This window comes from Luteibacter sp. PvP120, assembly GCF_054055715.1.
Genome location: NZ_JBSRXP010000002.1, coordinates 445,396 through 466,407, shown reverse-complemented (window position 1 = coordinate 466,407; position 21,012 = coordinate 445,396). Strand labels below are relative to the sequence as shown.

Below are 21,012 nucleotides of genomic sequence, written 5' to 3'. Positions count from 1 at the left end.
GACCTGCCCCGCGCATGAAGCTCCTGTTCACCAACTTCCATGCCGGCGACGGCGGCGGCCATACGACCTACCTCATCGCGCTGGCGCGCGGGCTGTGCGGGCGCCATGAGGTGCATGTGGCCGCCCCGCCGGGCAGCCGCCTCAACCGTGAAGCCCGGCGCCTGCCCGGCGTGCATGTGCTGGACCAGCCCTTCCCGAACGGCCTGGGCAAGCTGCCCGCGCGCCGTCGCGCGCGCCATCAGTTGGCCGCCTACCTGGCCGACCATCGTTTCGAGCTGGTCCACGTCAATGGCTCCGCCGACCACCGCCTGGTCATGGCGGCGGCTCGCGGGTTGCCGCGCCGGCCGCCCATCGTGCTGACCAAGCACAACTCCAAGCCGATGACCGGTATCGGCCATGCCTGGCGGGCGCGGGCCGGTACCGACGGCGTGATCGCCGTATGCGACTACGTGCGGCGCCAGGTCATGGCCTCGCCGTATGCCCGCTGCCGCGTCGCCACCGTGTTCAACGGCGTCGATATCGACCGTTTCGCCCCGCGCCCGGCCGACCCGGCCCTGCGCCAGGCCTGGCTGGCCCCGGACGGCGCGCCCGGCGCGCCGGTGCCGCTGCTGATCGGCAGCAATGCCGGTACGTCGCGCTACAAGGGCTGGATGGACCTGATCGAGGCGCTGGGGTCGCTGGCACCGGACTGGCGCGATCGCCTGCGCGTGGTGCTGGCCGGTGCGCTGCCCGACGAGGCGGACCGCGCCCGTATCCAGACCCTGGGGCTGGCCTCGCACGTGCACTTTGCCGGCCTGCTGGACGACGTGCGGCCACTGGTGGCGGCCCTCGACGCAGGTTTCGTGCTGTCCTGGGACGTGGAGACCATCTCCTTCGCCTGCCGAGAGATGATGGCGATGGAAAAACCGGTGCTGGTCAGCGATTACGCGGGCCTGCCCGAGAACGTCGATGAAGGCCGCGACGGCTGGGTCGTGCCGGCGCGGGATCGCCAGGCCATCGCCGCGGCGCTGCGCCGGCTGGTGGAGCAGCGCGACAGCCTGCCGGCGATGGGCTTCGCGGCGCGTGCCCATGCGGAAGCCGCGTTCGGCCTCGATCGCTTCATCGACGGCACCGAGGCGTTCTATCGCGAGGTCAGGCTGGCCAGCCTGCCGGGTGCGGCACCGGCCTGAGCCCGGCCGACCCGGTCAGCCGGTCTTGCGCAGCAGCGCGTAATACATGCCGTCCAGGTCGCCATCGCCCGGCAGGATCTGCCAGCCGATGGCGGCGGCCTGGCCCACCGGGAGGGTGAACGGCACCACGGTGGCGTCGGTGCGCTCGCCGAGGAACGCGCCGACCACGCCCTCGTTCTCGGCGCGCAGCAGCGAGCACGTGACGTAGAGCAGGGTGCCACCCGTGGCGAGCGTGTCCCAGCAGGCGGCCAGGATGCGCCGCTGCTGCGCCACCAGCGCGGGGATGTCCGCGGCGCGACGATGCAGCCGCACATCGGGCCGGCGGCGGATCACGCCGGTGGCCGAGCACGGGGCGTCGATCATCACGCGGTCGAACGGACGGCCGTCCCACCACGCGGCGGTGTCGCCGGCATCGCCCACCACTACCTCGGCGGTCAGGCCGAGCCGGTCGAGGTTCTGCCGGATGCGCGGTGCCCGGCGGCTTTCGGATTCCACGGCCAGCAGGGTGATGTCCGCCCGCTCCAGCGCATGGCAGGCCTTGCCGCCGGGTGCGGCGCAGGCGTCGAGGACGCGCTGGCCGTCCGCCAGGTCGAGCAGGTCGGCCGGCACCTGCGCGGCCCCGTCCTGCACGGCGAAATGGCCCGCGGCAAAGCCGGGCAGGCGGGTCACGTCGGTGCTGTGCGGCAGCACCAGGCCATCGGCCAGCCAGTCATGCGGCTGGATGTCCTGCCCGGCCTCGCGCAGCGTGGTCGCCAGGGCGTCGCGGTCGGTACGCCGGCGGTTCACGCGCAGCATCAGGGGCGGCTCGTGGTTGGCGGCGGCCATGATCTCGTCGGCGCGTCCGGGCCAGTCGTGCGCCAGGGCCGAGGCCAGCCAGGCAGGATGGGCGTGGCGCGTGGCCGGCGTGGCATCCAGCTCGGCCAGCAGGGCCTCGCGCTCGCGCAGCCAGCGCCTCAGCACGGCGTTGGCCATGCCCGCCAGGCGCGGGCGGCGCAGCTCGCGCACGGCTTCCACGGTGGCGGCCACGGCCGCGTAGCCCGGCATCTGCAATACCTCGAGCTGCACCAGCGCGGTAACCAGCAGCGCGTGGACGGCCGGCTCGTTGCGCCGGATGGGCTTTGCCAGCAGGCGATCCAGCGCCGCATCGAAGCGTGGCCACCAGCGCGCACCTTCGTGCAGCAGCGCGGTGAGCAGGGCGCGATCGCGCGGGTCGGCCAGCCGGGGCAGCGCGCGGTCGGCCACGTCGCGCAGCGAATGCCCGGCGAGGGCGATGCCGGCCAGCGACTCGGCGGCCAGGGCGCGAACCGAAATGGCCTGGCTCACGGACGCGCCTGCTTCAGTTCCGGGCGCGCGTTGAGGTAATCGGCGGCACCGATGCGGCGCCCACCGGCGCGCTGCACGGCCAGCAGGCGCAGTGCGCCCTGGGCACAGGCGATGTCGATGCCGTCGCGCGAGGCGCGAAGCACCTCACCGGGGGGACTCCCCGGGGTGCCGTCGATGGCGCGCGCGGACCAGATGCGCAGGCGCTCGCCGGCCACCTCGGCCTCGGCCACCGGCCAGGGGTCGAACGCCCGCACCTTGCGCTCCAGCGCGTCGGCCGGCTGCGTGAAATCCAGGCGGGCCTCGGCCTTGTCCAGCTTGTGCGCGTAGGCCACGCCTTCATCATCCTGGGCACGGGCCGAAAGGACCTCGCCGGCCATCGTGCGCCGCAGCCCTTCGGCCAGCGCCTCCGCGCCCAGGGCCGCGAGCCGGTCGTGCAGGCTGCCGCCGGTGTCGTCCGCCGCGATGGGGGTGCGGCGTTCGACCAGTACCGGACCGGTATCCAGGCCCGCCTCCATCTGCATCAGGTCGACGCCCGACTCGGTGTCGCCGGCCAGGATCGCCCGCTGGATGGGCGCCGCGCCGCGCCAACGGGGCAGCAGCGAGGCATGCACGTTCCAGCAGCCCAGCGCGGGGATGGCCAGCACCTTGCGGGGCAGGATGAGGCCATAGGCGACCACGACCATCAGGTCGGGCGCATAGGCGGAAAGCCGGTCGCGATCGGCCTGGGCCTTGAACGATTCGGGTTGCTCCACCGGCACGCCGGCCGCCAGCGCGGCTTCCTTGACCGGGCTGGCCGCCAGCTTGCGGCCGCGGCCGGCGGGGCGGTCGGGCTGCGTGTAGGCGGCCACGACCTCGGCACCCGATGCACGGCAGGCGTCGAAACAGGGCACGGCGAATTCGGGTGTTCCGGCGAACACCACGCGCAACGGAAGGATGGCCACGCTCAGGCGCTGGCCTTGCGCTGCTTTTCCATCCGCTTCAACAGCATGCCGCGCTTGAGCGGCGACAGGTAATCGACGAAGACCTTGCCGGCCAGATGGTCCATCTCGTGCTGGATACAGACCGCGAGCGGGCCTTCCACATCGACGAGAACGGCGTTGCCGTCGGCGTCATGGGCACGGACCTTCACGTGGAGGGCGCGGGTGACATCGGCGTAGATGCCCGGGAACGACAGGCAGCCTTCCTGGTAGACCTGCTGGCCGTCCTTCTCGACGATCTCGGGATTGATAAGCACCATCGGCTCGTTGCGATCGTCGCTCATGTCGGCCACCAGCACGCGCTGGTGCACGTTGACCTGCGTGGCAGCCAGGCCCACGCCGTTGGCGGAATACATGGTCTCGTACATGTCGGCCACGAACTGCTTCAGCTCGGCATCGAACACGGTGACCGGGGCCGCGACGGTGCGCAGGCGCGGGTCCGGGAACTCGAGGATGGTGAGGATCGACACGGTGTCACCTTGAACGTCTGCGCGGGCCACTGCGGCACCGGATAGCCGACACATTGCGGGCGGATCGGCGGAAACCAAGCAGGGGCAAAGGTAGGATGAGCCTGTATTCTACGCGCGCGCCGGGGACGGGGCGAGTCACGCCGAGTATTGTGCCCCTTAACGATTCAGTTACACTCGTGACAGCACCGGGGAAGGGGGAAATCCCGCATGATCAAGAAGTTCGCCATGCTGCTCGCCGGCATGTTCTTCACCGTGGCTGTCTACGCCGCGGCTGCCCAGCTACGCCCCGATCATCCGGACACCTACACGGTCCGCCGGGGCGACACGCTGTGGGATATTTCCGCGCGATTCCTGAGCAAACCGTGGCTGTGGCCCGAGATCTGGCAGGCCAACCCCCAGGTCCGCAATCCGCACCTAATCTATCCAGGCGATGTCCTGAACCTGTCGATGTCTGTCGGCAGCGGTCCGCGTCTGAGCATGGAGCCGCGCGTGCGCAGCGAGGGCGACGCCGTTCCCGCCATTCCACTCGCCGACCTGCGTATGTTCCTCAAGGAAATGCGGGTCATGGGCGCGGACGACGTGGATCGCCTGCCCTACCTGGTCGGCTTCGAGGAGTCGCACCTGCGCGCGTCGCCGGGTAACAAGATCTACGCCCGCGACCTGGATTCGGCCCAGCCGGGCCAGCGCTGGGCGATCGTCCGCCCATCCAACCGCTTCCGCGACCACGGCACGTATTCCGGCGACAAGGACATGCTCAACAACCCCAGCCACGGCGCCTTCGTGGCCGACGAGCTGGACAGCGACGCCTCGATGGCGCCCAGCCCGTGGCGCGAGGATTCCCGCCACGACACGCACACCGGCCGTGGCGTGGATCGCGGCGTGGAAGTGTCCGTCATCGGCACCGCCGAGGTGATCGCGGTGCAGCCCGAGCACAACGTGGCCAGCCTGGTCCTGGTCGACTCCACGCAGGAGATCCGCAAGGGCGACCGCCTGATGCAGGTGGACGACAAGCCGTACGATCCCTATTTCTACCCGCACGCGCCGAAGGGCCTGCCGCGGGACGGCCGGGTCATCGGCATCGCCGATGGCAATTTCGCCGGCAGCCGCCAGGTGGTGTCCATCTCCGCGGGCTCGGCCGATGGCGTGGACAACGGCACCACCTTCACCGTGATGGACCAGGGTGAGGTCATCCCCGATGAAGTGGGCGGCAACTACGAGCGCCGCGACACCTCCCGCAAGGTCAAGCTGCCGGATGAATTCGCCGGCCACCTCATGGTGTTCCGCACGTTCGACCACGTCAGCTACGCCCTTGTGATGGACGCCTACCGTCCGATCAGGAAGGGCCAGAAGCTGGTCATGCCGGAATAACGGCGACACCGACGGGTCGTTCGCCGATAGCCAGCCCGGCCGGAGTGTCTACACTGGCCGGATGACCGACACCGACGACCTCCGCGCCTGGCTGATCCTCCTGCGCACACCCGGCGTCAGCGCCCGACAGCTGCGCGAGGGCCTGCAGGCCCGCGGCAGCGCCCCCGCGCTGCTCGCCTGGCTGCTGCGACACACCGAGGCGCTCGACGCGGAAAGCCAGGCCTGGCTGGAGCGGCCTGACGAAACCGCCCTGGCCGGCGACCTCGCCTGGGTGAACGGCGGCGACGACCAGCGGCTGCTGCTGTGCACGGAGGAAGACTTCCCCCCACAGCTGGAAGCTATCCCCGACCCGCCGGCCGCACTGTTCGTCAAGGGCGATGCCACCTTGCTGCTGCGGCCGCAGGTCGCCATCGTGGGCGCGCGAAAGGCCCAGGCACCCGGCCTGGCCAATGCCCGCCGGTTCGCCGCCGGCCTGGCCGAAGGGGGCCTGGTGGTCACCAGCGGCATGGCCGACGGCATCGACGGCGCCGCCCACGAGGCCGCCCTGGATGCCGGCCAGCCGACCATCGCCGTCATCGGCACCGGCCCGGACCGGGTCTATCCGCCCAAGCACCACGCCCTGGCCCGGCGCATCGCCGCCCAGGGGGCCATCGTCAGCGAGTATTCGCCGGGCACCAACGGCGTGGCCTACCACTTTCCCCAGCGCAATCGCATCATCGCCGGGCTCAGCCTGGGTGTGGTGGTGGTCGAGGCCGGGCTGCGCTCGGGCTCGCTGATCACCGCCCGGGTCGCCGGTGAGCAGGGCAGGGACGTCTTCGCCCTGCCCGGTTCCATCCATAATCCGCTGGCCGAGGGCTGTCACGCGCTGATCGCCGATGGCGCCCGGCTGGTCCAGCGGCCGGACGAAGTGCTGGCCGCGCTGGCGCCGGCCGCCATGGAACTGGGCGCCCAGCTGCGCGAGCGGCTGGCCGCCGACCAGGCCGCCCCGGCCACCGCCCGGTCCAGGCGCGCTCCGTTCGACTGGCGGGCCGATGAGGAATATCGCCGCCTGCTGGACGTCATGGGGTACGATCCCGCTTCTCTGGACGCCCTGGTGGGCACGACGGGGCTCGCCGCCGGGCCGCTGTCGTCCATGCTGCTGATTCTCGAACTGGAAGGCGAGGTCGCCTGCCTCCCTGGAAACCGTTATCAGCGCGTGATGTAAGCACGTGCCGCTTGACAGGCATCCCGGCGTTATGGTCCCACTAAATATATACATACCCTGGGGCCCCCTGGCCCCGGCGGTTTTCGGAATCGGTTAACGCATGGCAAAGAACCTGCTCATCGTCGAGTCGCCCGCCAAGGCCAAGACGATCAACAAGTACCTCGGCACGGATTTCCAGGTGCTGGCGTCGTACGGCCACGTGCGCGATCTTCGGCCCAAGGAGGGCGCGGTCGATCCCGAGCACGGCTTCGCCATGGCCTACGAGGTGATCGAACGCAACGAGAAACACGTCGATGCCATCGCCAAGGCGGCCAAGGCCGCCAGCAGCATCTACCTCGCGACTGACTTGGATCGCGAAGGCGAGGCCATCTCCTGGCACATCAGCGAGATCCTCCGCGAGCGCGGCCTGCTCGAGGGCAAGGACGTGCAACGGGTGGTGTTCAGCGAGATCACCCCCAAGGCCATCAAGGAAGCCGTGGCCAACCCGCGCAAGCTCTCGCACGACCTGGTCGATGCCCAGCAGGCACGCCGCGCGCTGGATTACCTGGTCGGCTTCAACCTGTCGCCGGTGCTCTGGCGCAAGGTGCAGCGGGGCCTGTCGGCAGGGCGCGTGCAGTCGCCCGCGCTACGCATGATCGTCGAGCGCGAACTGGAAATCGAAGCCTTCCGGGCGCGGGAGTACTGGACCATCCAGGCCAACCTCACGCACAAGGACGGCGCCTTCGACGCCCGCCTGGTCCGCCTGGACGGCAAGAAGTTCGAGCAGTTCGACCTCACCAACGAGGCCGATGCGATGTCGGCGCGCACTGCGCTGGAACAAGCCGCGGCCGGCAATTTCACTGTCGGTGAGGTCACCAGCAAGGAGCGCAAGCGTCGCCCGGCGCCGCCGTTCACCACCTCCACGCTGCAGCAGGAGGCCGCGCGCAAGCTTGGTTTTTCCACCAGCCGCACCATGCGTATCGCGCAGGGCCTCTACGAAGGCGTCGGCCTGGGCAGCGAGGGCAACGTCGGCCTGATCACCTACATGCGTACCGACTCCGTGGCCCTGTCCAACGACGCCACGACCGAACTGCGCGAGCTGATCGCCAACGAATACGGCAGGAATGCCTTGCCCGATGCGGTGCAGGCCTACAAGTCCAAGTCGAAGAACGCGCAGGAAGCGCACGAGGCCATCCGCCCCACCTCCGCCATGCGCACGCCGCGCAGCGTCGGCTCGTTCCTCAACGACGACCAGCGCAAGCTCTACGAACTCATCTGGAAGCGCACGGTCGCCTGCCAGATGGTCCACGCCACGCTCAACACCGTCTCGGTGGAGTTCCCAGTGGCCGACTCCGCGTTCCGTGCCACCGGCACCACGGTGATCGATCCGGGCTTCCTCGCCGTGTACGAGGAAGGCAAGGACCAGAAGGGCGATGAAGACGACGACCAGCGCCGCCTGCCGCGCCTGACCCAGGGCGAGGTCGTGCCGGTCGCCGCCATCGCGGCCGACCAGCATTTCACCGAGCCGCCGCCGCGCTTCTCCGAAGCCAGCCTGGTCAAGACGCTCGAGGAATACGGCATCGGCCGTCCGTCCACCTACGCCAGCATCATCCAGGTGCTGCTCAGCCGCGAATACGTGCTCCTGGAAAGCCGCCGGTTCAAGCCGACCGATGTGGGTCGCGCCGTCAGCCAGTTCCTTTCCGGCCACTTCGCCCAATACGTCGATTACGACTTCACCGCCCGGCTCGAAGACGAACTGGACGCGGTCAGCCGTGGCGAAGAAGCCTGGGTGCCGCTCCTGGAGCGGTTCTGGCAGCCGTTCAAGACGCTGGTGGACGACAAGACCGAATCGGTCGACCGCAACGAGGCAACGGGCGCGCGCGAACTCGGCGACGATCCGAAATCCGGCAAGCCGGTGTCGGTGCGCCTGGGCCGCTATGGCGCGTACGCCCAGATCGGCAGCAAGGACGACGAGGCCAAGCCCACCTACGCCAGCCTGCGTCCCGGCCAGAGCATGCACACCATCACGCTGCCGGAGGCGATGGAACTGTTCAAGCTGCCGCGCAACCTGGGCCAGTCGGAGGCGGGCGACGAGGTCACCGTCGGCGTGGGCCGGTTCGGTCCCTTCGTGAAGCAGGGCAGCACCTATGCCTCGCTCAAGCCGGAGGACGACCCCTACACCATCGAGCTGCCGCGGGCTTTGCAGCTGGTGCAGGAAAAACTCGAGGCGATCGCCAACCGCATCATCCTGGACTTCGGCGATGGCGTGCAGGTGCTGAACGGTCGCTACGGCCCGTACATCACCGATGGCGAGAAGAACGCGCGCATCCCCAAGGACAAGGAGCCGAAGTCGCTGACCGAAGCCGAATGCCGTGAACTGCTGGCGGCCGCGCCGATCAAGAAGCCGCGCGGCGGCCGTGCGGCGAAGAAAACCGCGACGAAGAAGGCCGCTGCAAAGAAGGCGACCACGAAGAAGGCCGCGGCCACGGGCGACGCGCCGGCGAAGAAAACGGCTGTAAAGAAAGCGGCGGCGAAAAAGGCCGGCGCGAAGAAGTCCACGGCGAAGAAAACCGCCGCAAAGAAGACGGCTGCGAAGAAAGCGTCCGCAACGAAGAAGACGGCAACGAAGAAGGCCGCCGGCACTGCGGCGTCCAAGACGGCGTCGCCCGCCGCGGACTGACATGCGACGCATCGCTCTCGCCGATGTCGCCCTGGCCGCTGCCCGGCTTCGCGAGGGCGGCGTGCTCGCCTACCCGACCGAGGCCGTGTTCGGCCTCGGTTGCGACCCGCACGACCGGGCGGCCTTCGAGCGGATCTTCGCGCTCAAGGGGCGCCCCTCGTCGCTGGGCGTGCTGCTCATCGCCGCGGATTTCGATCAGGTTCGCCCCTACATCGACGTCGGCGCCGTGCCGGCGCAGGTCCTCGAGGATGTCCGTCAGTCGTGGCCCGGGCCGCACACCTGGGTGTTCCCGCGCAGTGGCGATGTGCCCGACTGGATCGCCGGTGGCCATGCCGGCATCGCGTTGCGCGTGACCGCGCATGCGCCCTCCGCCGCGCTGTGCCGGGCGTTCGGTGGGCCGCTGGTATCCACCAGCGCCAATCCGCACGGCCAGCCGCCCGCGCGCGACCTCGCCACGCTGGAACACTACTTCGGCGACCGCCTGGACGACGCCCTGGACGCCCCGCTGGGCGACCAGTCGCGTCCCACCACCATCCGCGACGCCTTGACCGGCGCTATCATCCGCGCCTGAAACAGGGGGAACCACCGTGTCGACCGCTTGCGAACTCTCCGGCCGTGAAAACGCGCCCAGCCTGCCGCTGCTGATCGGCGCACCCTCGCGCGTGGTCGCCTGGCGCGACGGTCGCCCCGTCACCGTGTCGACCTTCCTGGCCCATGTGCGCCAGGTGGCCGCGCTGCTTCCCGAGGCGGGCAGTGCCGTCAACCTCTGCGAGGACCGCTACGCGTTCCTCGTCGCCTTCGCGGCACTGATCGTGCGCGGCCAGACCAACCTGCTGCCACCCTCGCGCGCCACGCATGCCGTGGACGAAGTGATGGCCAGCCATGCCGGCTCGTACGCCATCGGCGAGCGGCTGCTGGATCCTTCGCCGGTCGGCTACGTGTGCATGCCCGTGCTGGACGATGCCGCATCGTCGTCCGATCCCGTGCCCGCGATCCCCGCCGATGCGGTGGTCGCGATCGGGTACACCTCCGGCTCCACCGGCAAGCCGAAGCCCAACGTGAAGACGTGGGGCAGCTTCGCCGCCAGCAACGCCGGTAACGCCGGCATGCTCGTGGGCACCATCGGTCGCGCCTTCGATGTGGTGGCCACGGTGCCCCCGCAGCACATGTACGGCATGGAGATGTCGGTGGTGATGCCGCTGCTGTCGGAAGTCAGCGTGCACTCGGGGCGTCCCTTCTTTCCCGCCGACGTCGCCACCGCCCTGGCCTCGATGCCCGAGCCCCGGGTGCTGGTGACCACGCCGGTGCACCTGCGCGCGCTGGTGGAGTCCGGCGTCACGTTGCCCGGCCTTGCCGCCTTCGTTTCCGCCACGGCGCCGATGCCGGTGGAGCTCGCCCGTGCCGCGGAGGCACGTTTCGGTGCGCCGTTGCACGAGGTGTTCGGCTCCACCGAGACCTGCGTCTTCGCCAGCCGCCGCACCGCGACCGACGATCACTGGTCGCTGTACCACGGCGTCACCCTGCACCCGCAGCCGGACGGCACGCTGGTCGATGCGCCGCAGCTGGCGGAGCCGATCGCCCTGGCGGACATCGTCTCGCTGCACGACGAGGGACGCCGCTTCCAGCTTCGCGGCCGCGACACCGATCTGCTGGAGATCGCGGGCAAGCGCGCCTCGCTGGGCGACCTCAACCGCCGGCTGCTCGACATCGACGGCGTCCAGGACGGCGTGCTGTTCCAGCTCGACGACGCGGACGCCTCGGGTATCCGCCGCATCGCCGGGTTGGTGGTCGCGCCGGGCATGACCGAGCAGGCCGTGATGGCGGCGCTGCGCCGCTCGATGGACCCGGTGTTCCTGCCGCGCCCGTTGCGCCTGGTGGATGCCTTGCCGCGCAACGAGACCGGCAAGCTGCCGCGGGGCCCGCTATTGCAGATGCTGGCGGCGCGCGGCTGATAGAATTCCGGGCTACTTGCCCGGAGAAACAGCATGAAGGTCCTCGTTATCGGCGGCGGTGGTCGCGAACACGCGCTGGCGTGGAAACTCGGCCAGTCCAACCGGGTGGACGAGGTGATCGTCGCGCCCGGCAACGCCGGCACCGCGCACGAGCCGGGCCTGCGCAACGTGCCCATCGCCGTGACCGATATCGATGCGCTCGTGGCGCTGGCCAGGGACGAAGGCGTCGGCCTGACCGTGGTCGGGCCGGAGGTGCCGCTGGTCGCCGGCGTCGTCGACCGCTTCACCGCCGCCGGGCTGCGCTGCTTCGGTCCGTCCGCCGGCGCGGCACAGCTGGAAGGCAGCAAGGCCTTCGCCAAGGCGTTCCTGGCCCGTCACGGCATCCCCACGGCGCACTATGCGGTGTTCACGCAGCTGGCGCCGGCCCTGGAGCACGTGCGCGGCACCGGGGCGCCCATCGTCATCAAGGCGGACGGCCTGGCCGCCGGCAAGGGCGTCGTGGTCGCCATGACGCTGGCCGAGGCGGAGGCGGCGCTGGAGGACATGCTCGGCCAGCAGGCCTTCGGTGACGCCTCGTCGCGTGTCGTCATCGAGGAATTCCTCGAGGGCGAGGAAGCCAGCTTCATCGTCATCGCCGACGGTCGCCATGCGCTGCCCATGGCCACCAGCCAGGACCACAAGCGTCGCGACGACGGCGACCTCGGCCCTAACACGGGCGGCATGGGCGCCTATTCGCCAGCACCGGTGGTCACCGACGAGGTCTCGGCGCGCGTCATGCGCGAGATCATCCAGCCCACGCTGGATGGCATGCGTGCGGATGGCGTGCCCTTCACCGGGTTTCTCTACGCGGGCCTGATGATCGACGCCACCGGCGCGGCCAAGGTCATCGAGTTCAACGTGCGTTTCGGCGATCCGGAAACCCAGCCGATCATGCTGCGCCTTCGCTCCGACCTGGTCGACCTGGTCGAGGCGGCGCTCGACGGGGCGATACGCGATGCCAGCGCCGACTGGGATCCGCGACCCGCGCTCGGCGTCGTTCTCGCCGCTGGAGGGTATCCGGGCAAGGTGCGCGCGGGGGACGCGATCACCGGTGCCGACGGCGATTTCGGTATCGACGTGAAGGTATTCCACGCCGGCACGGCCCAGGACGACCAGGGCCGACCGGTGACCGCCGGCGGTCGCGTGCTGACCGTCTGTGCGCTTGGCGACGACCTGGCACAGGCGCGTGGCCGGGCGTATGCGGCGGTGGAACGCGTCCACTTCGCGGATGCGTTCCACCGTCGCGACATCGCCCATCGGGCTTTCGATCGCTGATAAACGGTTCGATGTCGCGGCCCCAGCGGGCCGCATCGACGTCCTGGGTCCGGCAACGCTGCGATACACTGCGTCGACCTACCGAGGCGGCCATGGCATGTCCCAGTTTTCACTTCTTGCCAGGCGGCGGTTCGCGCCGTTCTTCTGGACGCAAGCCCTGGGCGCGTTCAACGACAACGCGTTCCGCAATGCGATGGTCATGCTGGTCGCCTTCCAGATGGCGCTGCCCGACGCCCAGGTCTCGCTGTATACGAACCTCGCGCCCGCACTGTTTATCCTGCCGTACTTCCTGTTCTCGGCGACGGCGGGTCAACTGGCGGAGAAGTTCGAGAAGACGCGGATCATCCGCTACGTGAAGTTGTTCGAGATCGCGGCGATGACCATCGCCGCCGTGGGCTTCTTTACCCACCACGTGTCCCTGCTGCTGGTGGTGCTGTTCCTCATGGGCGTGCATTCGACCGTGTTTGGCCCGATCAAGTACTCGATCCTGCCGCAGGCGCTGGAGCGGACCGAGCTGGTCGGCGGCAACGCGCTGGTGGAGACCGGCACGCAGCTGGCGATGCTGGTCGGGATGATCGTCGGCAACGCGTTGATGCTCATCGCAGGCTATGGCACGTTGGCCGCGTCGCTCACGACCATCGCGATCGCCGTCGTCGGCTACCTCGTCAGCCGGTCCATTCCGGAAGCCCCGGCGACCGCTCCCGGTCTCCGGTTCAACTGGAACCCGCTGAGCGAAACCTGGCGCGTGCTCAAGATCACCCATGCCGACCGCGCGGTGTTCAACGCGGTGCTCGGCATTTCATGGTTCTGGTTCTTCGGCACCGTGATGATCGCCCAGCTACCCAATTACACGCGCCACGTGCTTGCTGGCGACGGCTCGGTCAATACGCTCGTGCTTACGTTGTTCTCGCTCGGTACGGGGATCGGTTCGCTGCTGTGCGAACGGTTGTCGAACAAGCGCGTGGAGATCGGCCTGGTGCCGATCGGCGCCTTCGGCCTCACGGTGTTCGCGGTGGACCTGTTCTTCGCCCGGCCGGGCGTGACCCCGGGCCTGGCGCTGGGCTGGACGGCATTCCTCGCTGCACCGGGTGCATGGCGGGTGGCGTTCGACCTGACGATGATCGGCGCGTTCGCCGGCTTCTACGTGGTGCCGCTGTTCGCCTTCGTGCAGAGTCGCGCGCCGAGGGAGCGGCTTTCGCGGGTGATCGCGGGCAACAACATCGTCAACGCAGTGTTGATCTGCATCGCGTCGGGATTCGGCATCGGACTGACCGCACTGGGCCTCGACACGCCGACGATCTTCCTGGTCACCGGGCTGGTCAACATTGCGGTGGCCGCATACATCTTCACGCTCGTACCCGAATTCATGATGCGCTTCATCACCTGGGTGCTCGTGCACACGCTGTACCGCATTCGCGTGCAGGGGCTGGAAAACGTGCCCGACGAGGGCGCCGCCCTGGTCGTCTGCAACCATGTGAGCTTCATGGACCCGTTGATCCTGATGGCCAGCGTGCGACGGCCGATGCGCTTCGTCATGTATCACCGGATCTATGACCTGCCGGTTCTCCATTTCGTCTTCCGCACCGCCAGGGCGATCCCTATCGCCGGCCGCCACGAGGACGAGGCTTTGCTCGCCGCGGCCTTCGAGGCGATCGACCAGGCGCTGGCCGAAGGCGAGGTGGTCTGCATCTTTCCCGAAGGCGGGCTGACCAAGGATGGCTCGATCATGCCCTTCCGCCCCGGGGTGGAACACATCCTCGCCCGCCGCCCTGTGCCGGTGGTGCCGCTGGCGTTGCGGGGGCTGTGGGGAAGCATCTTCAGCCGGCGTGACACGGCGCTGGGCCGAACCCGCCTGCCACGTCGCTTCTGGTCCAGGATCGAACTCGTGGGCAGCGTGCCCACGCCGGCCGCGCAGGCGACCGCCGCGTCGCTGCACGCGCGGGTGGATGAACTTCGTGGTGACCGCGCCTGAAGCCGTCGGCGTCGAGACCTGCCGCAGTCTCCGGACCGGGGCATCAGGCGCGGGCGCGGTTTACTTGCGCACCAGGACGGGCTGCCAGCGCTCGTCCGCGCTCACCTCGCGATAGGCCAGGTAGCTTTCCGGGACCGGTGGTGAGACGGTAGCGAGCCGCGGAATCACGTCGCCGGGCGTCGGCTTGTTCGGGTAGGACGACCAGGGACGTAGCAGCGGATGGCTGTCGTTGGACACGATGACCTGATGCAGGGCGGGATCGAACTTGGCATTTGGACGTCCGCCGCGGACATGCAGGCGCCAGTGGTTGCCACCCGCATAGCGCGAGTGGATGCGATCGGCCGACCATGACCACTGCTTGTTGAGCGAGGGGCTGTCGCAGTCGGACACCACCACCTCGCCGCTGGTTTCCTCCGCGGTGAGGCATCGCTTGCTTGCCCGGTTGCGATATGTGCCGTCCAGCTCCAGCATCCACTGCTGCCCGCGATTGGCCTCGCCGCGGTCGCAGGCAGCCATCACGACGTCGGGCCGACCGGCATCCGGCTGGGTAAGGCAGGCGCCCGTGCCCGCCAGCGACTGCAACCGCACGACCGGCTGACGCGCCAGGAACGGCGAGTCCATCGATACGCGTGTCGTGAGCTCCATGACGGACTCCTCGTCGTCCTCGATAGCGGAATCGTTTTCCAGCGTGTCGTAGACGCGAGTGGTGACATCGGCGCGTGTGGTGACGACGAGGTCGCCATCGCGATCACCCTGGATGCGCCATGTCGAGGCCATTTCGAGCGTGGCGCTCTTCATCATCGGCGTGGCTTTCCTCTCGGAAAGCAGCGCGGCGTTATGGTTCTCGCCATCCTTGAAATAATCGATGTCGCTGGCAATATCGTTCGCCAGCGGGAATGCCCAGCTCACGGCACGTGACTGCCCGATCGTCACCGGGGCGACGTGCGTCGTGTAGTCCTTGAGTGTCATGGTGACCGACTGGGTCTCCATGCGTTCCTTGCCACTGGAGAGCGTCACGGGAAGTTTGCCCACCGACGGGGCCCCGACGCTGGCGAGGGCGGCGAGGACATCCGGCGTGGCGCTGAGGTTGCTCGATGCCTTGATGCTGAGCGAGTGGTTGACCGTGCGCTCCTTCACGCCATCGGAGATGGGGGCATATTCCTGCAGCGTCACCAGGGAGGCATCGTCGGCGAAGTTGAGCCCGGTCGTGACGCGATAGCGGTCGGGGATGAGCAGGTAATAAGACTTGCCGCCCGGATTGGGTGCGCCGTTCCACCAGGTGCCGCGGCGCGATGGGGCCTGGTTGACCTGTGTCTTGACGATGACCACCTTGTCGTCTCGGCTCGGGGTGACGTCGCGCATGACTTTGATGTCGTGGAAGATCCGGCGGCCATCGGCGAACGGCTTGTCCACCCACAGTTGCAGCGACGGGGTATAGCTTCCATCGTCCAGCTTGTCCGCGGCGTTCAATCCCTCGACCTGGCGCGCCAGACGTGCCGGTCTCGACCGAGCGTCCTTCGGCGAGGAACGGGCAAACCAGTCCGTCACGCGTGCGGTCGCATCTTCGACGGACATCGCATCGTCGATGACCATCACGTCCAGCACCCCGTCGGGAGAGCGTCGATAGACCGACATGCCGGACTGGCCGGCGAAACCGAACATCGCTCGTTCCGTGTCGCCCGTGTCGTTCCGGCTTACCAGTATCCCGTCGCCGAGCAGCAGCGCGTCCGCCACGAGTTCACGAACCTCCCGCGACGCCAGTTCGGTGCTGGTCAGCCAGAGCAGCCGCGCCTTTGTCTCCGCTCCGGCCAGGTGGGGAAACGAGAAGTGGGAGGCCGATGTGCGTTGTCCGTCGGCGGCTAGCGCTGTGCCGAGTTCGGAGAGCCGAAGATAGACGGGAGGAGCGGATGTTGATGCGGGCGACGCGACGGCATGACCGACGGTGCCCATGAGGGCGAGACTGAGACACAGGGAGAGGGGATGACGCATGCCAGTTCCTTGGCGGTGGGGGGAGCCCGCAGCATCGCAATGTCTAACCGGACTCTTCTGTAGGAAAACCCCGATAAGTGAGTATGTGTTCGCTGCAGTCTCAGGCCACCCATGCCGCCAGCACGATCACCGCGACCACGGCCATCCAGACCACCAGCACGCGTCGGATCACCCGGCGGGCGTCCTCCAGTTCGACCAGCGGATCGCTGACATCTTGCGCATAGCCGTCGCCGGCTTCGACATCGGCATCCACGCCGGCGCGGGCGACCGCGCCGAGGAAATCCGGCTCCAGCCGTGAGCGTGGACTGCCCGAGGTGTGGTGCCACTGTTTCCATGCACCGATGACCGCGTCGAAGTCGGACACCAGGGCCATGGCGAAGACCATGAGGTGGGCGGGCAGCCAGTCCAGCGCGTCGGCCAGGCGATGTGCCGACGTACGCGTGGCGCCGTCCAGCGACACCGAGGCGTCGCGTCCCAGCACCTGCGCCAGTCGATAGCCCAGCGCGCCGGCGGGGCCCAGCAGCAGGAACCACAGCAGGACGCCGAACCGGCGGCGCAGGGCGCCGTAGAACGCGGCCTCGACGAGGGCGGGCGCGTACCAGGGCAGGGTCGCTTCGTCATGGCGCAGTGCGTTCAGGGCCTCATCGCGGCGCAAGGGATCGGCGGCGCGCAACACGGCATCGATATCGGTTTCGATCTCGCGGGGGCCCAAGGCATAGGTGAGCACGACGATGGCGAAGACCAGCCAGGCCAGATCGAAGAAGGGCAGCGAATAAAGCAGTCCCGAGATGATCGCGGCCAGGGCGACGGGTACCAGCAGCAGCACCGCCACGCGGCCGGGGCCGGACAGGTCGCCCGTGCGCGCGGCCCAGCCGCGGAACCAGCGGTCGTCTCGCCAACGCGCGAGGCGGGGCACGCTCCAGACGACGACCAGGGCGATGAGGATGGCGAGGAGGCGTATGGCCATGGCGAGCGCAATCCGTAGATGGATGACTCGATTGTAGGCGAAGAACTCAGTGGCGCGGCGCGTCCGCCAGCAGCTGCTCGAGCGATACCTGCCGTTGCGCCAGCCAGTGCTCGATCAGCCGGTACGACACCGACAGCGGCGGTGGCACGCCCAGTTCGCCGGAGCGTATGCCGGCGGCGATATCGTCGGCGGTGAACCAGCGGGCGTCTTCCAGCTCATCGTCGCGGAGCACGATCTCGCGGGTTTTCGCGGTAGCGGTGAACCCGACCATCAGCGATGCGGGCATGGGCCAGGGCTGCGACGAGTGGTACGTGGCGTGCAACACCTCCACGCCCGATTCCTCGCGCACCTCGCGCTTCACGGCATCCTCCAGCGATTCACCCGGCTCGATGAAACCGGCCAGCGTGGAATAGCGACCCGCCGGCCACCCGCGTTGCCGGCCGAGCAGGCAGCGGTCGCCGTCCTCCACGATCACGATGATGGCCGCATCCGTGCGCGGAAAATGCATGTGCGGGCCATCGGGGTTGGTGCATTGCACGCGATGGCCCGACGCCACGACGAGGGTCGGTGCCCCGCAGAGGTTGCAGAACCGCATCTGCCGCTGCCAGTGCGCGATGCCCTTGGCGAAGGCGAACAGGCCCGCCTCGAAGGCCGGAAACACCAGCCCGGCCTCGCGCAGGGACATGCGTCGGGCGGCGGTCAGGTCGATGAACGTCGCGGCGTGTGCTTCGTCCAGTACCAGCGCGAACCACGCGTTGCCCTCGGCCAGGCCCAGCAGGGTGGACGGCACATCGCCGAAGCGCTCGGCGCGCATGGCGGGAGGCATCCACTCCGGCAGATCGGCCTGGGCGGCCACAAAGGCCTGGCCATCGCTGTCCAGCACGAGGAAACGGGAGTCGGGTGCGCGTTCGATCTCTTCGACCCAGACCCGATCCTCACGGCGCTCGGCCATGCGGTCGATCTGGAGCCCCGCAAAAACATTGCTCACGCGGTGGTGCCGCTCATGCGCTGAACGAGGAGCCGCAGCCGCAGGTCGTCTTCGCGTTCGGGTTGCGAATGACGAACTGCGAGCCGCTGAACGATTCCGCGTAGTCGATCTCGGCGCCCGTCAGGTATTGCAGCGACAGGGGATCGACCACCAGCGTCACCCCTTCGCGGGACACGGCAAGGTCGTCTTCGGCTTGTTCCTCGTCGAAGGTGAACCCGTACTGGAAACCCGAGCAGCCGCCACCGCTGATATAGACACGCAGCTTGAGCGACGGGTTGCCTTCTTCGTCGATCAGCTCGTGCACCTTGCGGGCCGCGGCCTCGGTGAAGATGAGGGGCGCACCCGCCGTGCGGTAATCCGGCGCGGATGCCGACGGAGCCATGGGGAAGGGGTTGTTCATGCCGTCCATAATGGCGCCGATCGGCGACAGGTCAAGCCTCGGATGCCACCGGCGCCGCGGCGATGGCCGCCTGGGCCAGCTGGCGGACCGTCACCGGGCCGCGGTGGATCATCTTGCCGTTCACCTGCGCGCCGGCCGCCATCTCCAGCACCTGGTAGTGCACATCCCCCTCGATGCGGGCCAGCGGCGCCAGTTCCAGGCGTTCGGCAGCGTCGATATCGCCGGTGACCGCGCCGTTGATGACCGCATGCGGTACCTCGATGCGCCCGACCACGCGGCCGGTCTCACTGATGGTGAGCACGCCGTCGCTGCCCGCCTCGGCGTGGACGGCGCCTTCCACGGTGCCATCCAGATGCAGGTTGCCGTTGAACGACACGTCGCCCCGGATGACTACGCCACGGGCGATCAGGCTCGTCGCCGCGGCATTGACCGCCGGCCCCTGCGTTTTCCCCTTAGTGCTGAACATCGCTAGCCTCGTCGTTGCGTGTGACATCGGTCCAGGACAGCGTGGCGGCGACCTCTTCCTGGCCGGCGCCCTTCGCCTGCAAGCGGAGCCGGGTCGGCTGGAAGCCGGTCGGCAGCGTGAAGCTGCCCTGGACCTGTTGAAAATACCGGAAGGCGAACGGCAGGCCCTCCCCGGAAACGGCCAGCCCGAGCGCGGGGCCTTCCAGCGTGCGCACCGTGTTGTCCTGGATACCCTCGACGGCAAGGCGCAGGTCGCCCTTGACCGGATCGCCGCCCCGGGCGCTGCGTGTGAGGGTGACCACCAGGTTCCACGCGTCCGCGCTGCCCCTGACCGCCGTGGCCCGGGCTCCCTGGATCTTCAGGCCGTCGCGCTGGCCGCCGTTGCCCACCAGTCGCGTGTAGAACGCCAGGTCGGCGCGAAGGCCGCTTATTTCCTCGTCGCGCTCGGCGAGGTTGCGCCGAAGTTCCCTGGCGGCAATCTCGGCGACCTGGCTGTCGCGCTGCCCATTGGCGACCTTCTGGCGCAGCGCCTCGCCCTCGGCATCGCCGCTCGCCGCCGTGGCCGTGGCCGATGCGTCAAGGCGATGCGGCTGCCGGGCGCTGACTGCCGCCCAAGTCACCAGTGCCACGGCCACCAGGCTGCCCAGCCAGGCGGCCAGCAGCAGGAGGCGCTTGCGCCGCGCCGCCGAGAGGTCCTCGAGGCGACGTACGACGAAGCGGGGTGGATGGCGTGACGCCATGGGCGGGTCCGTGGAGAATGCGTGAAGGCCGAATGGTATCGCCTTGGCGGCTCCGGGCGAAAAGTTCGTTGCGTATGGCCGTGGTGTTGGTGGGCTCGCCTTCGGCATCGCGTTTGGCTTTGGAGCCTTGGAGCCTGGAGCAAGAGCCGGCGGGTAGCCCCCTCGGGGCCACGCCTGCGGTGACCCGGATGAAAGGCCGCTGGCGCGGCCGTGTACCTGATTCGCGCACATCGTGCGCTCCTACCCGCGCCACATCCGGGTCGGGCTTCGAACGGGGATTTTCGATTCGCCATCCATGGCTCAGCGAAAATGGCCGGCCGTCCTGGCCGGCCCCCTTCGGGCCTTTTCCGTTCGAAGCCCTCGCCTGCGGCTACCGGCCCCGAGGGTGGCACCCGCCGGCTCTTGCTCCACGGCCCAAGGCCCAACGCGACGCCGAAGGCGAGCCCATTTCACCTCATAAAAGAACAAAAAAACCGCCTCTCGGCGGTTTCTTCTTCAATGCTTGTCGAGCGACCCCACCTTGCTGAGCATGTAGCGCTCCGGCCCGATGTCCGAGATGAGGCTGAACTGCGTCTCGAGCCAGTCGATGTGCTCTTCTTCCTGGCCAAGGATGAACTTGAAGAGGTCGCGGCTGACGAAGTCGTGGATACCTTCGCTGTAGGCAATGGCCTCGCGCAGGTCCTTCGTGGCGATCATTTCCAGGTCCAGGTCGCCCTGGAGCGCTTCGACCACGTTCTCGCCGATGCGCAGCTTGCCCAGGTGCTGCAGGTTGGGCAGGCCGTCGAGGAACAGGATGCGCTCGATCAGCTTGTCGGCGTGCTTCATTTCCTCGATGGACTCTTCGTACTCGTGCTTGGCGAGTTCGTTGTAGCCCCAGTCCTTGAACATCCTGTAATGAAGGAAGTACTGGTTGATCGCGGCCAGCTCGTTGTAGAGGACCTTGTTGAGGAATTCGATGACCTTCGCGTCGCCCTTCATGGGGTGTCTCCCTGGATATTCAGCCGCGACTATACGTGCCGCGGCCAGGGCGTGACGTAACGAGAATGAACACGGTT

General features: G+C 68.5%; 18 protein-coding genes. 8 read left to right on the top strand and 10 right to left on the bottom strand.

Going from position 1 to position 21,012, the window contains the following annotated elements; genetic code table 11:
- Positions 1–14: 14 nt before the first annotated feature.
- Complete coding sequence (locus tag ACVKN3_RS06015) at positions 15–1,169, top strand: glycosyltransferase (RefSeq protein ID WP_354513564.1); 1,155 nt, start codon at positions 15–17, stop codon at positions 1,167–1,169.
- A 15-nt stretch (positions 1,170–1,184) separates the two neighbouring features.
- On the opposite strand, the gene rsmB is transcribed toward ACVKN3_RS06015, so the two are convergent.
- Genes rsmB through def form a run of 3 tightly spaced genes read right to left on the bottom strand, consistent with a single transcriptional unit; the run spans position 1,185 to position 3,939 of the window.
- Positions 1,185–2,492 (bottom strand): 16S rRNA (cytosine(967)-C(5))-methyltransferase RsmB, encoded by a 1,308-nt coding sequence (gene rsmB, locus ACVKN3_RS06010; protein ID WP_354513566.1) that lies wholly within the window; start codon positions 2,490–2,492, stop codon positions 1,185–1,187.
- Positions 2,489–3,427: a methionyl-tRNA formyltransferase gene (fmt, locus tag ACVKN3_RS06005; RefSeq protein WP_456991470.1), complete on the bottom strand. Its 939-nt coding sequence runs from the start codon at positions 3,425–3,427 to the stop codon at positions 2,489–2,491. The genes rsmB and fmt overlap by 4 nt, the downstream gene beginning before the upstream one ends.
- Positions 3,428–3,435: 8 nt before the next feature.
- A complete protein-coding gene (gene def, locus ACVKN3_RS06000) occupies positions 3,436–3,939 on the bottom strand; it encodes a peptide deformylase (protein WP_354513570.1) in 504 nt (167 codons plus the stop codon).
- A 207-nt stretch (positions 3,940–4,146) separates the two neighbouring features.
- Here def and ACVKN3_RS05995 point away from each other — a divergent pair, with 207 nt between their 5' ends.
- The 7 genes from ACVKN3_RS05995 (at position 4,147) to ACVKN3_RS05965 (ending at position 14,408) form a co-directional block, all read left to right on the top strand.
- Positions 4,147–5,307: a LysM peptidoglycan-binding domain-containing protein gene (locus ACVKN3_RS05995; protein WP_354513571.1), complete on the top strand. Its 1,161-nt coding sequence runs from the start codon at positions 4,147–4,149 to the stop codon at positions 5,305–5,307.
- Between the two features lie 61 nt (positions 5,308–5,368).
- The gene (gene dprA, locus ACVKN3_RS05990; protein ID WP_285403962.1) at positions 5,369–6,511 is read left to right on the top strand and encodes a DNA-processing protein DprA; all 1,143 of its coding nucleotides are present in this window, start codon (positions 5,369–5,371) and stop codon (positions 6,509–6,511) included.
- A 100-nt stretch (positions 6,512–6,611) separates the two neighbouring features.
- Positions 6,612–9,170: a DNA topoisomerase I gene (locus ACVKN3_RS05985; RefSeq protein WP_354513573.1), complete on the top strand. Its 2,559-nt coding sequence runs from the start codon at positions 6,612–6,614 to the stop codon at positions 9,168–9,170.
- A 1-nt stretch (position 9,171) separates the two neighbouring features.
- Positions 9,172–9,741, top strand: a complete 570-nt coding sequence (locus tag ACVKN3_RS05980) for an L-threonylcarbamoyladenylate synthase (RefSeq protein WP_354513575.1) — start codon at positions 9,172–9,174, stop codon at positions 9,739–9,741.
- A 16-nt stretch (positions 9,742–9,757) separates the two neighbouring features.
- A complete protein-coding gene (locus ACVKN3_RS05975; protein ID WP_354513577.1) occupies positions 9,758–11,122 on the top strand; it encodes an AMP-binding protein in 1,365 nt (454 codons plus the stop codon).
- A 33-nt stretch (positions 11,123–11,155) separates the two neighbouring features.
- Complete coding sequence (gene purD, locus ACVKN3_RS05970; protein ID WP_354513578.1) at positions 11,156–12,436, top strand: phosphoribosylamine--glycine ligase; 1,281 nt, start codon at positions 11,156–11,158, stop codon at positions 12,434–12,436.
- Positions 12,437–12,533: 97 nt separating this feature from the next.
- Positions 12,534–14,408, top strand: a complete 1,875-nt coding sequence (locus ACVKN3_RS05965; protein ID WP_354513580.1) for an MFS transporter — start codon at positions 12,534–12,536, stop codon at positions 14,406–14,408.
- 60 nt (positions 14,409–14,468) lie between these two features.
- On the opposite strand, the gene ACVKN3_RS05960 is transcribed toward ACVKN3_RS05965, so the two are convergent.
- The 7 genes from ACVKN3_RS05960 to bfr all read right to left on the bottom strand — a co-directional run bounded on the left by ACVKN3_RS05960 (position 14,469) and on the right by bfr (position 20,935).
- The gene (locus tag ACVKN3_RS05960) at positions 14,469–16,397 is read right to left on the bottom strand and encodes an RICIN domain-containing protein (protein WP_354513582.1); all 1,929 of its coding nucleotides are present in this window, start codon (positions 16,395–16,397) and stop codon (positions 14,469–14,471) included.
- A 100-nt stretch (positions 16,398–16,497) separates the two neighbouring features.
- Positions 16,498–17,364 (bottom strand): beta-lactamase induction protein, encoded by an 867-nt coding sequence (locus ACVKN3_RS05955; protein ID WP_285403971.1) that lies wholly within the window; start codon positions 17,362–17,364, stop codon positions 16,498–16,500.
- A gap of 46 nt (positions 17,365–17,410) precedes the next feature.
- Positions 17,411–18,352, bottom strand: a complete 942-nt coding sequence (nudC, locus tag ACVKN3_RS05950) for an NAD(+) diphosphatase (protein ID WP_354513584.1) — start codon at positions 18,350–18,352, stop codon at positions 17,411–17,413.
- Positions 18,353–18,365: 13 nt separating this feature from the next.
- Entirely contained in the window at positions 18,366–18,752 is a 387-nt protein-coding gene (gene erpA / locus ACVKN3_RS05945; RefSeq protein ID WP_081916807.1) for an iron-sulfur cluster insertion protein ErpA, read from the bottom strand.
- Between the two features lie 31 nt (positions 18,753–18,783).
- Positions 18,784–19,218: a bactofilin family protein gene (locus ACVKN3_RS05940; protein WP_285403973.1), complete on the bottom strand. Its 435-nt coding sequence runs from the start codon at positions 19,216–19,218 to the stop codon at positions 18,784–18,786.
- Positions 19,205–19,957, bottom strand: coding sequence for a DUF6776 family protein (locus ACVKN3_RS05935; protein WP_354513586.1), 753 nt, complete (start codon positions 19,955–19,957; stop codon positions 19,205–19,207). The genes ACVKN3_RS05940 and ACVKN3_RS05935 overlap by 14 nt, the downstream gene beginning before the upstream one ends.
- Positions 19,958–20,452: 495 nt before the next feature.
- A complete protein-coding gene (gene bfr / locus ACVKN3_RS05930; protein ID WP_036109515.1) occupies positions 20,453–20,935 on the bottom strand; it encodes a bacterioferritin in 483 nt (160 codons plus the stop codon).
- Positions 20,936–21,012: the final 77 nt, after the last annotated feature.

Excerpts from the sequence above, each read along its gene's own strand:
- erpA (WP_081916807.1), bottom strand. The coding sequence starts at position 18,752 with ATGAACAACCCCTTCCCCATGGCTCCGTCGGCATCCGCGCCGGATTAC.
- purD (WP_354513578.1), top strand. The coding sequence starts at position 11,156 with ATGAAGGTCCTCGTTATCGGCGGCGGTGGTCGCGAACACGCGCTGGCG.
- ACVKN3_RS05960 (WP_354513582.1), bottom strand. The coding sequence starts at position 16,397 with ATGCGTCATCCCCTCTCCCTGTGTCTCAGTCTCGCCCTCATGGGCACC.
- ACVKN3_RS05980 (WP_354513575.1), top strand. The coding sequence starts at position 9,172 with ATGCGACGCATCGCTCTCGCCGATGTCGCCCTGGCCGCTGCCCGGCTT.
- ACVKN3_RS06015 (WP_354513564.1), top strand. The coding sequence starts at position 15 with ATGAAGCTCCTGTTCACCAACTTCCATGCCGGCGACGGCGGCGGCCAT.
- ACVKN3_RS05995 (WP_354513571.1), top strand. The coding sequence starts at position 4,147 with ATGATCAAGAAGTTCGCCATGCTGCTCGCCGGCATGTTCTTCACCGTG.
- dprA (WP_285403962.1), top strand. The coding sequence starts at position 5,369 with ATGACCGACACCGACGACCTCCGCGCCTGGCTGATCCTCCTGCGCACA.
- bfr (WP_036109515.1), bottom strand. The coding sequence starts at position 20,935 with ATGAAGGGCGACGCGAAGGTCATCGAATTCCTCAACAAGGTCCTCTAC.
- ACVKN3_RS05965 (WP_354513580.1), top strand. The coding sequence starts at position 12,534 with ATGTCCCAGTTTTCACTTCTTGCCAGGCGGCGGTTCGCGCCGTTCTTC.
- ACVKN3_RS05955 (WP_285403971.1), bottom strand. The coding sequence starts at position 17,364 with ATGGCCATACGCCTCCTCGCCATCCTCATCGCCCTGGTCGTCGTCTGG.
- ACVKN3_RS05985 (WP_354513573.1), top strand. The coding sequence starts at position 6,612 with ATGGCAAAGAACCTGCTCATCGTCGAGTCGCCCGCCAAGGCCAAGACG.
- ACVKN3_RS05940 (WP_285403973.1), bottom strand. The coding sequence starts at position 19,218 with ATGTTCAGCACTAAGGGGAAAACGCAGGGGCCGGCGGTCAATGCCGCG.
- ACVKN3_RS05935 (WP_354513586.1), bottom strand. The coding sequence starts at position 19,957 with ATGGCGTCACGCCATCCACCCCGCTTCGTCGTACGTCGCCTCGAGGAC.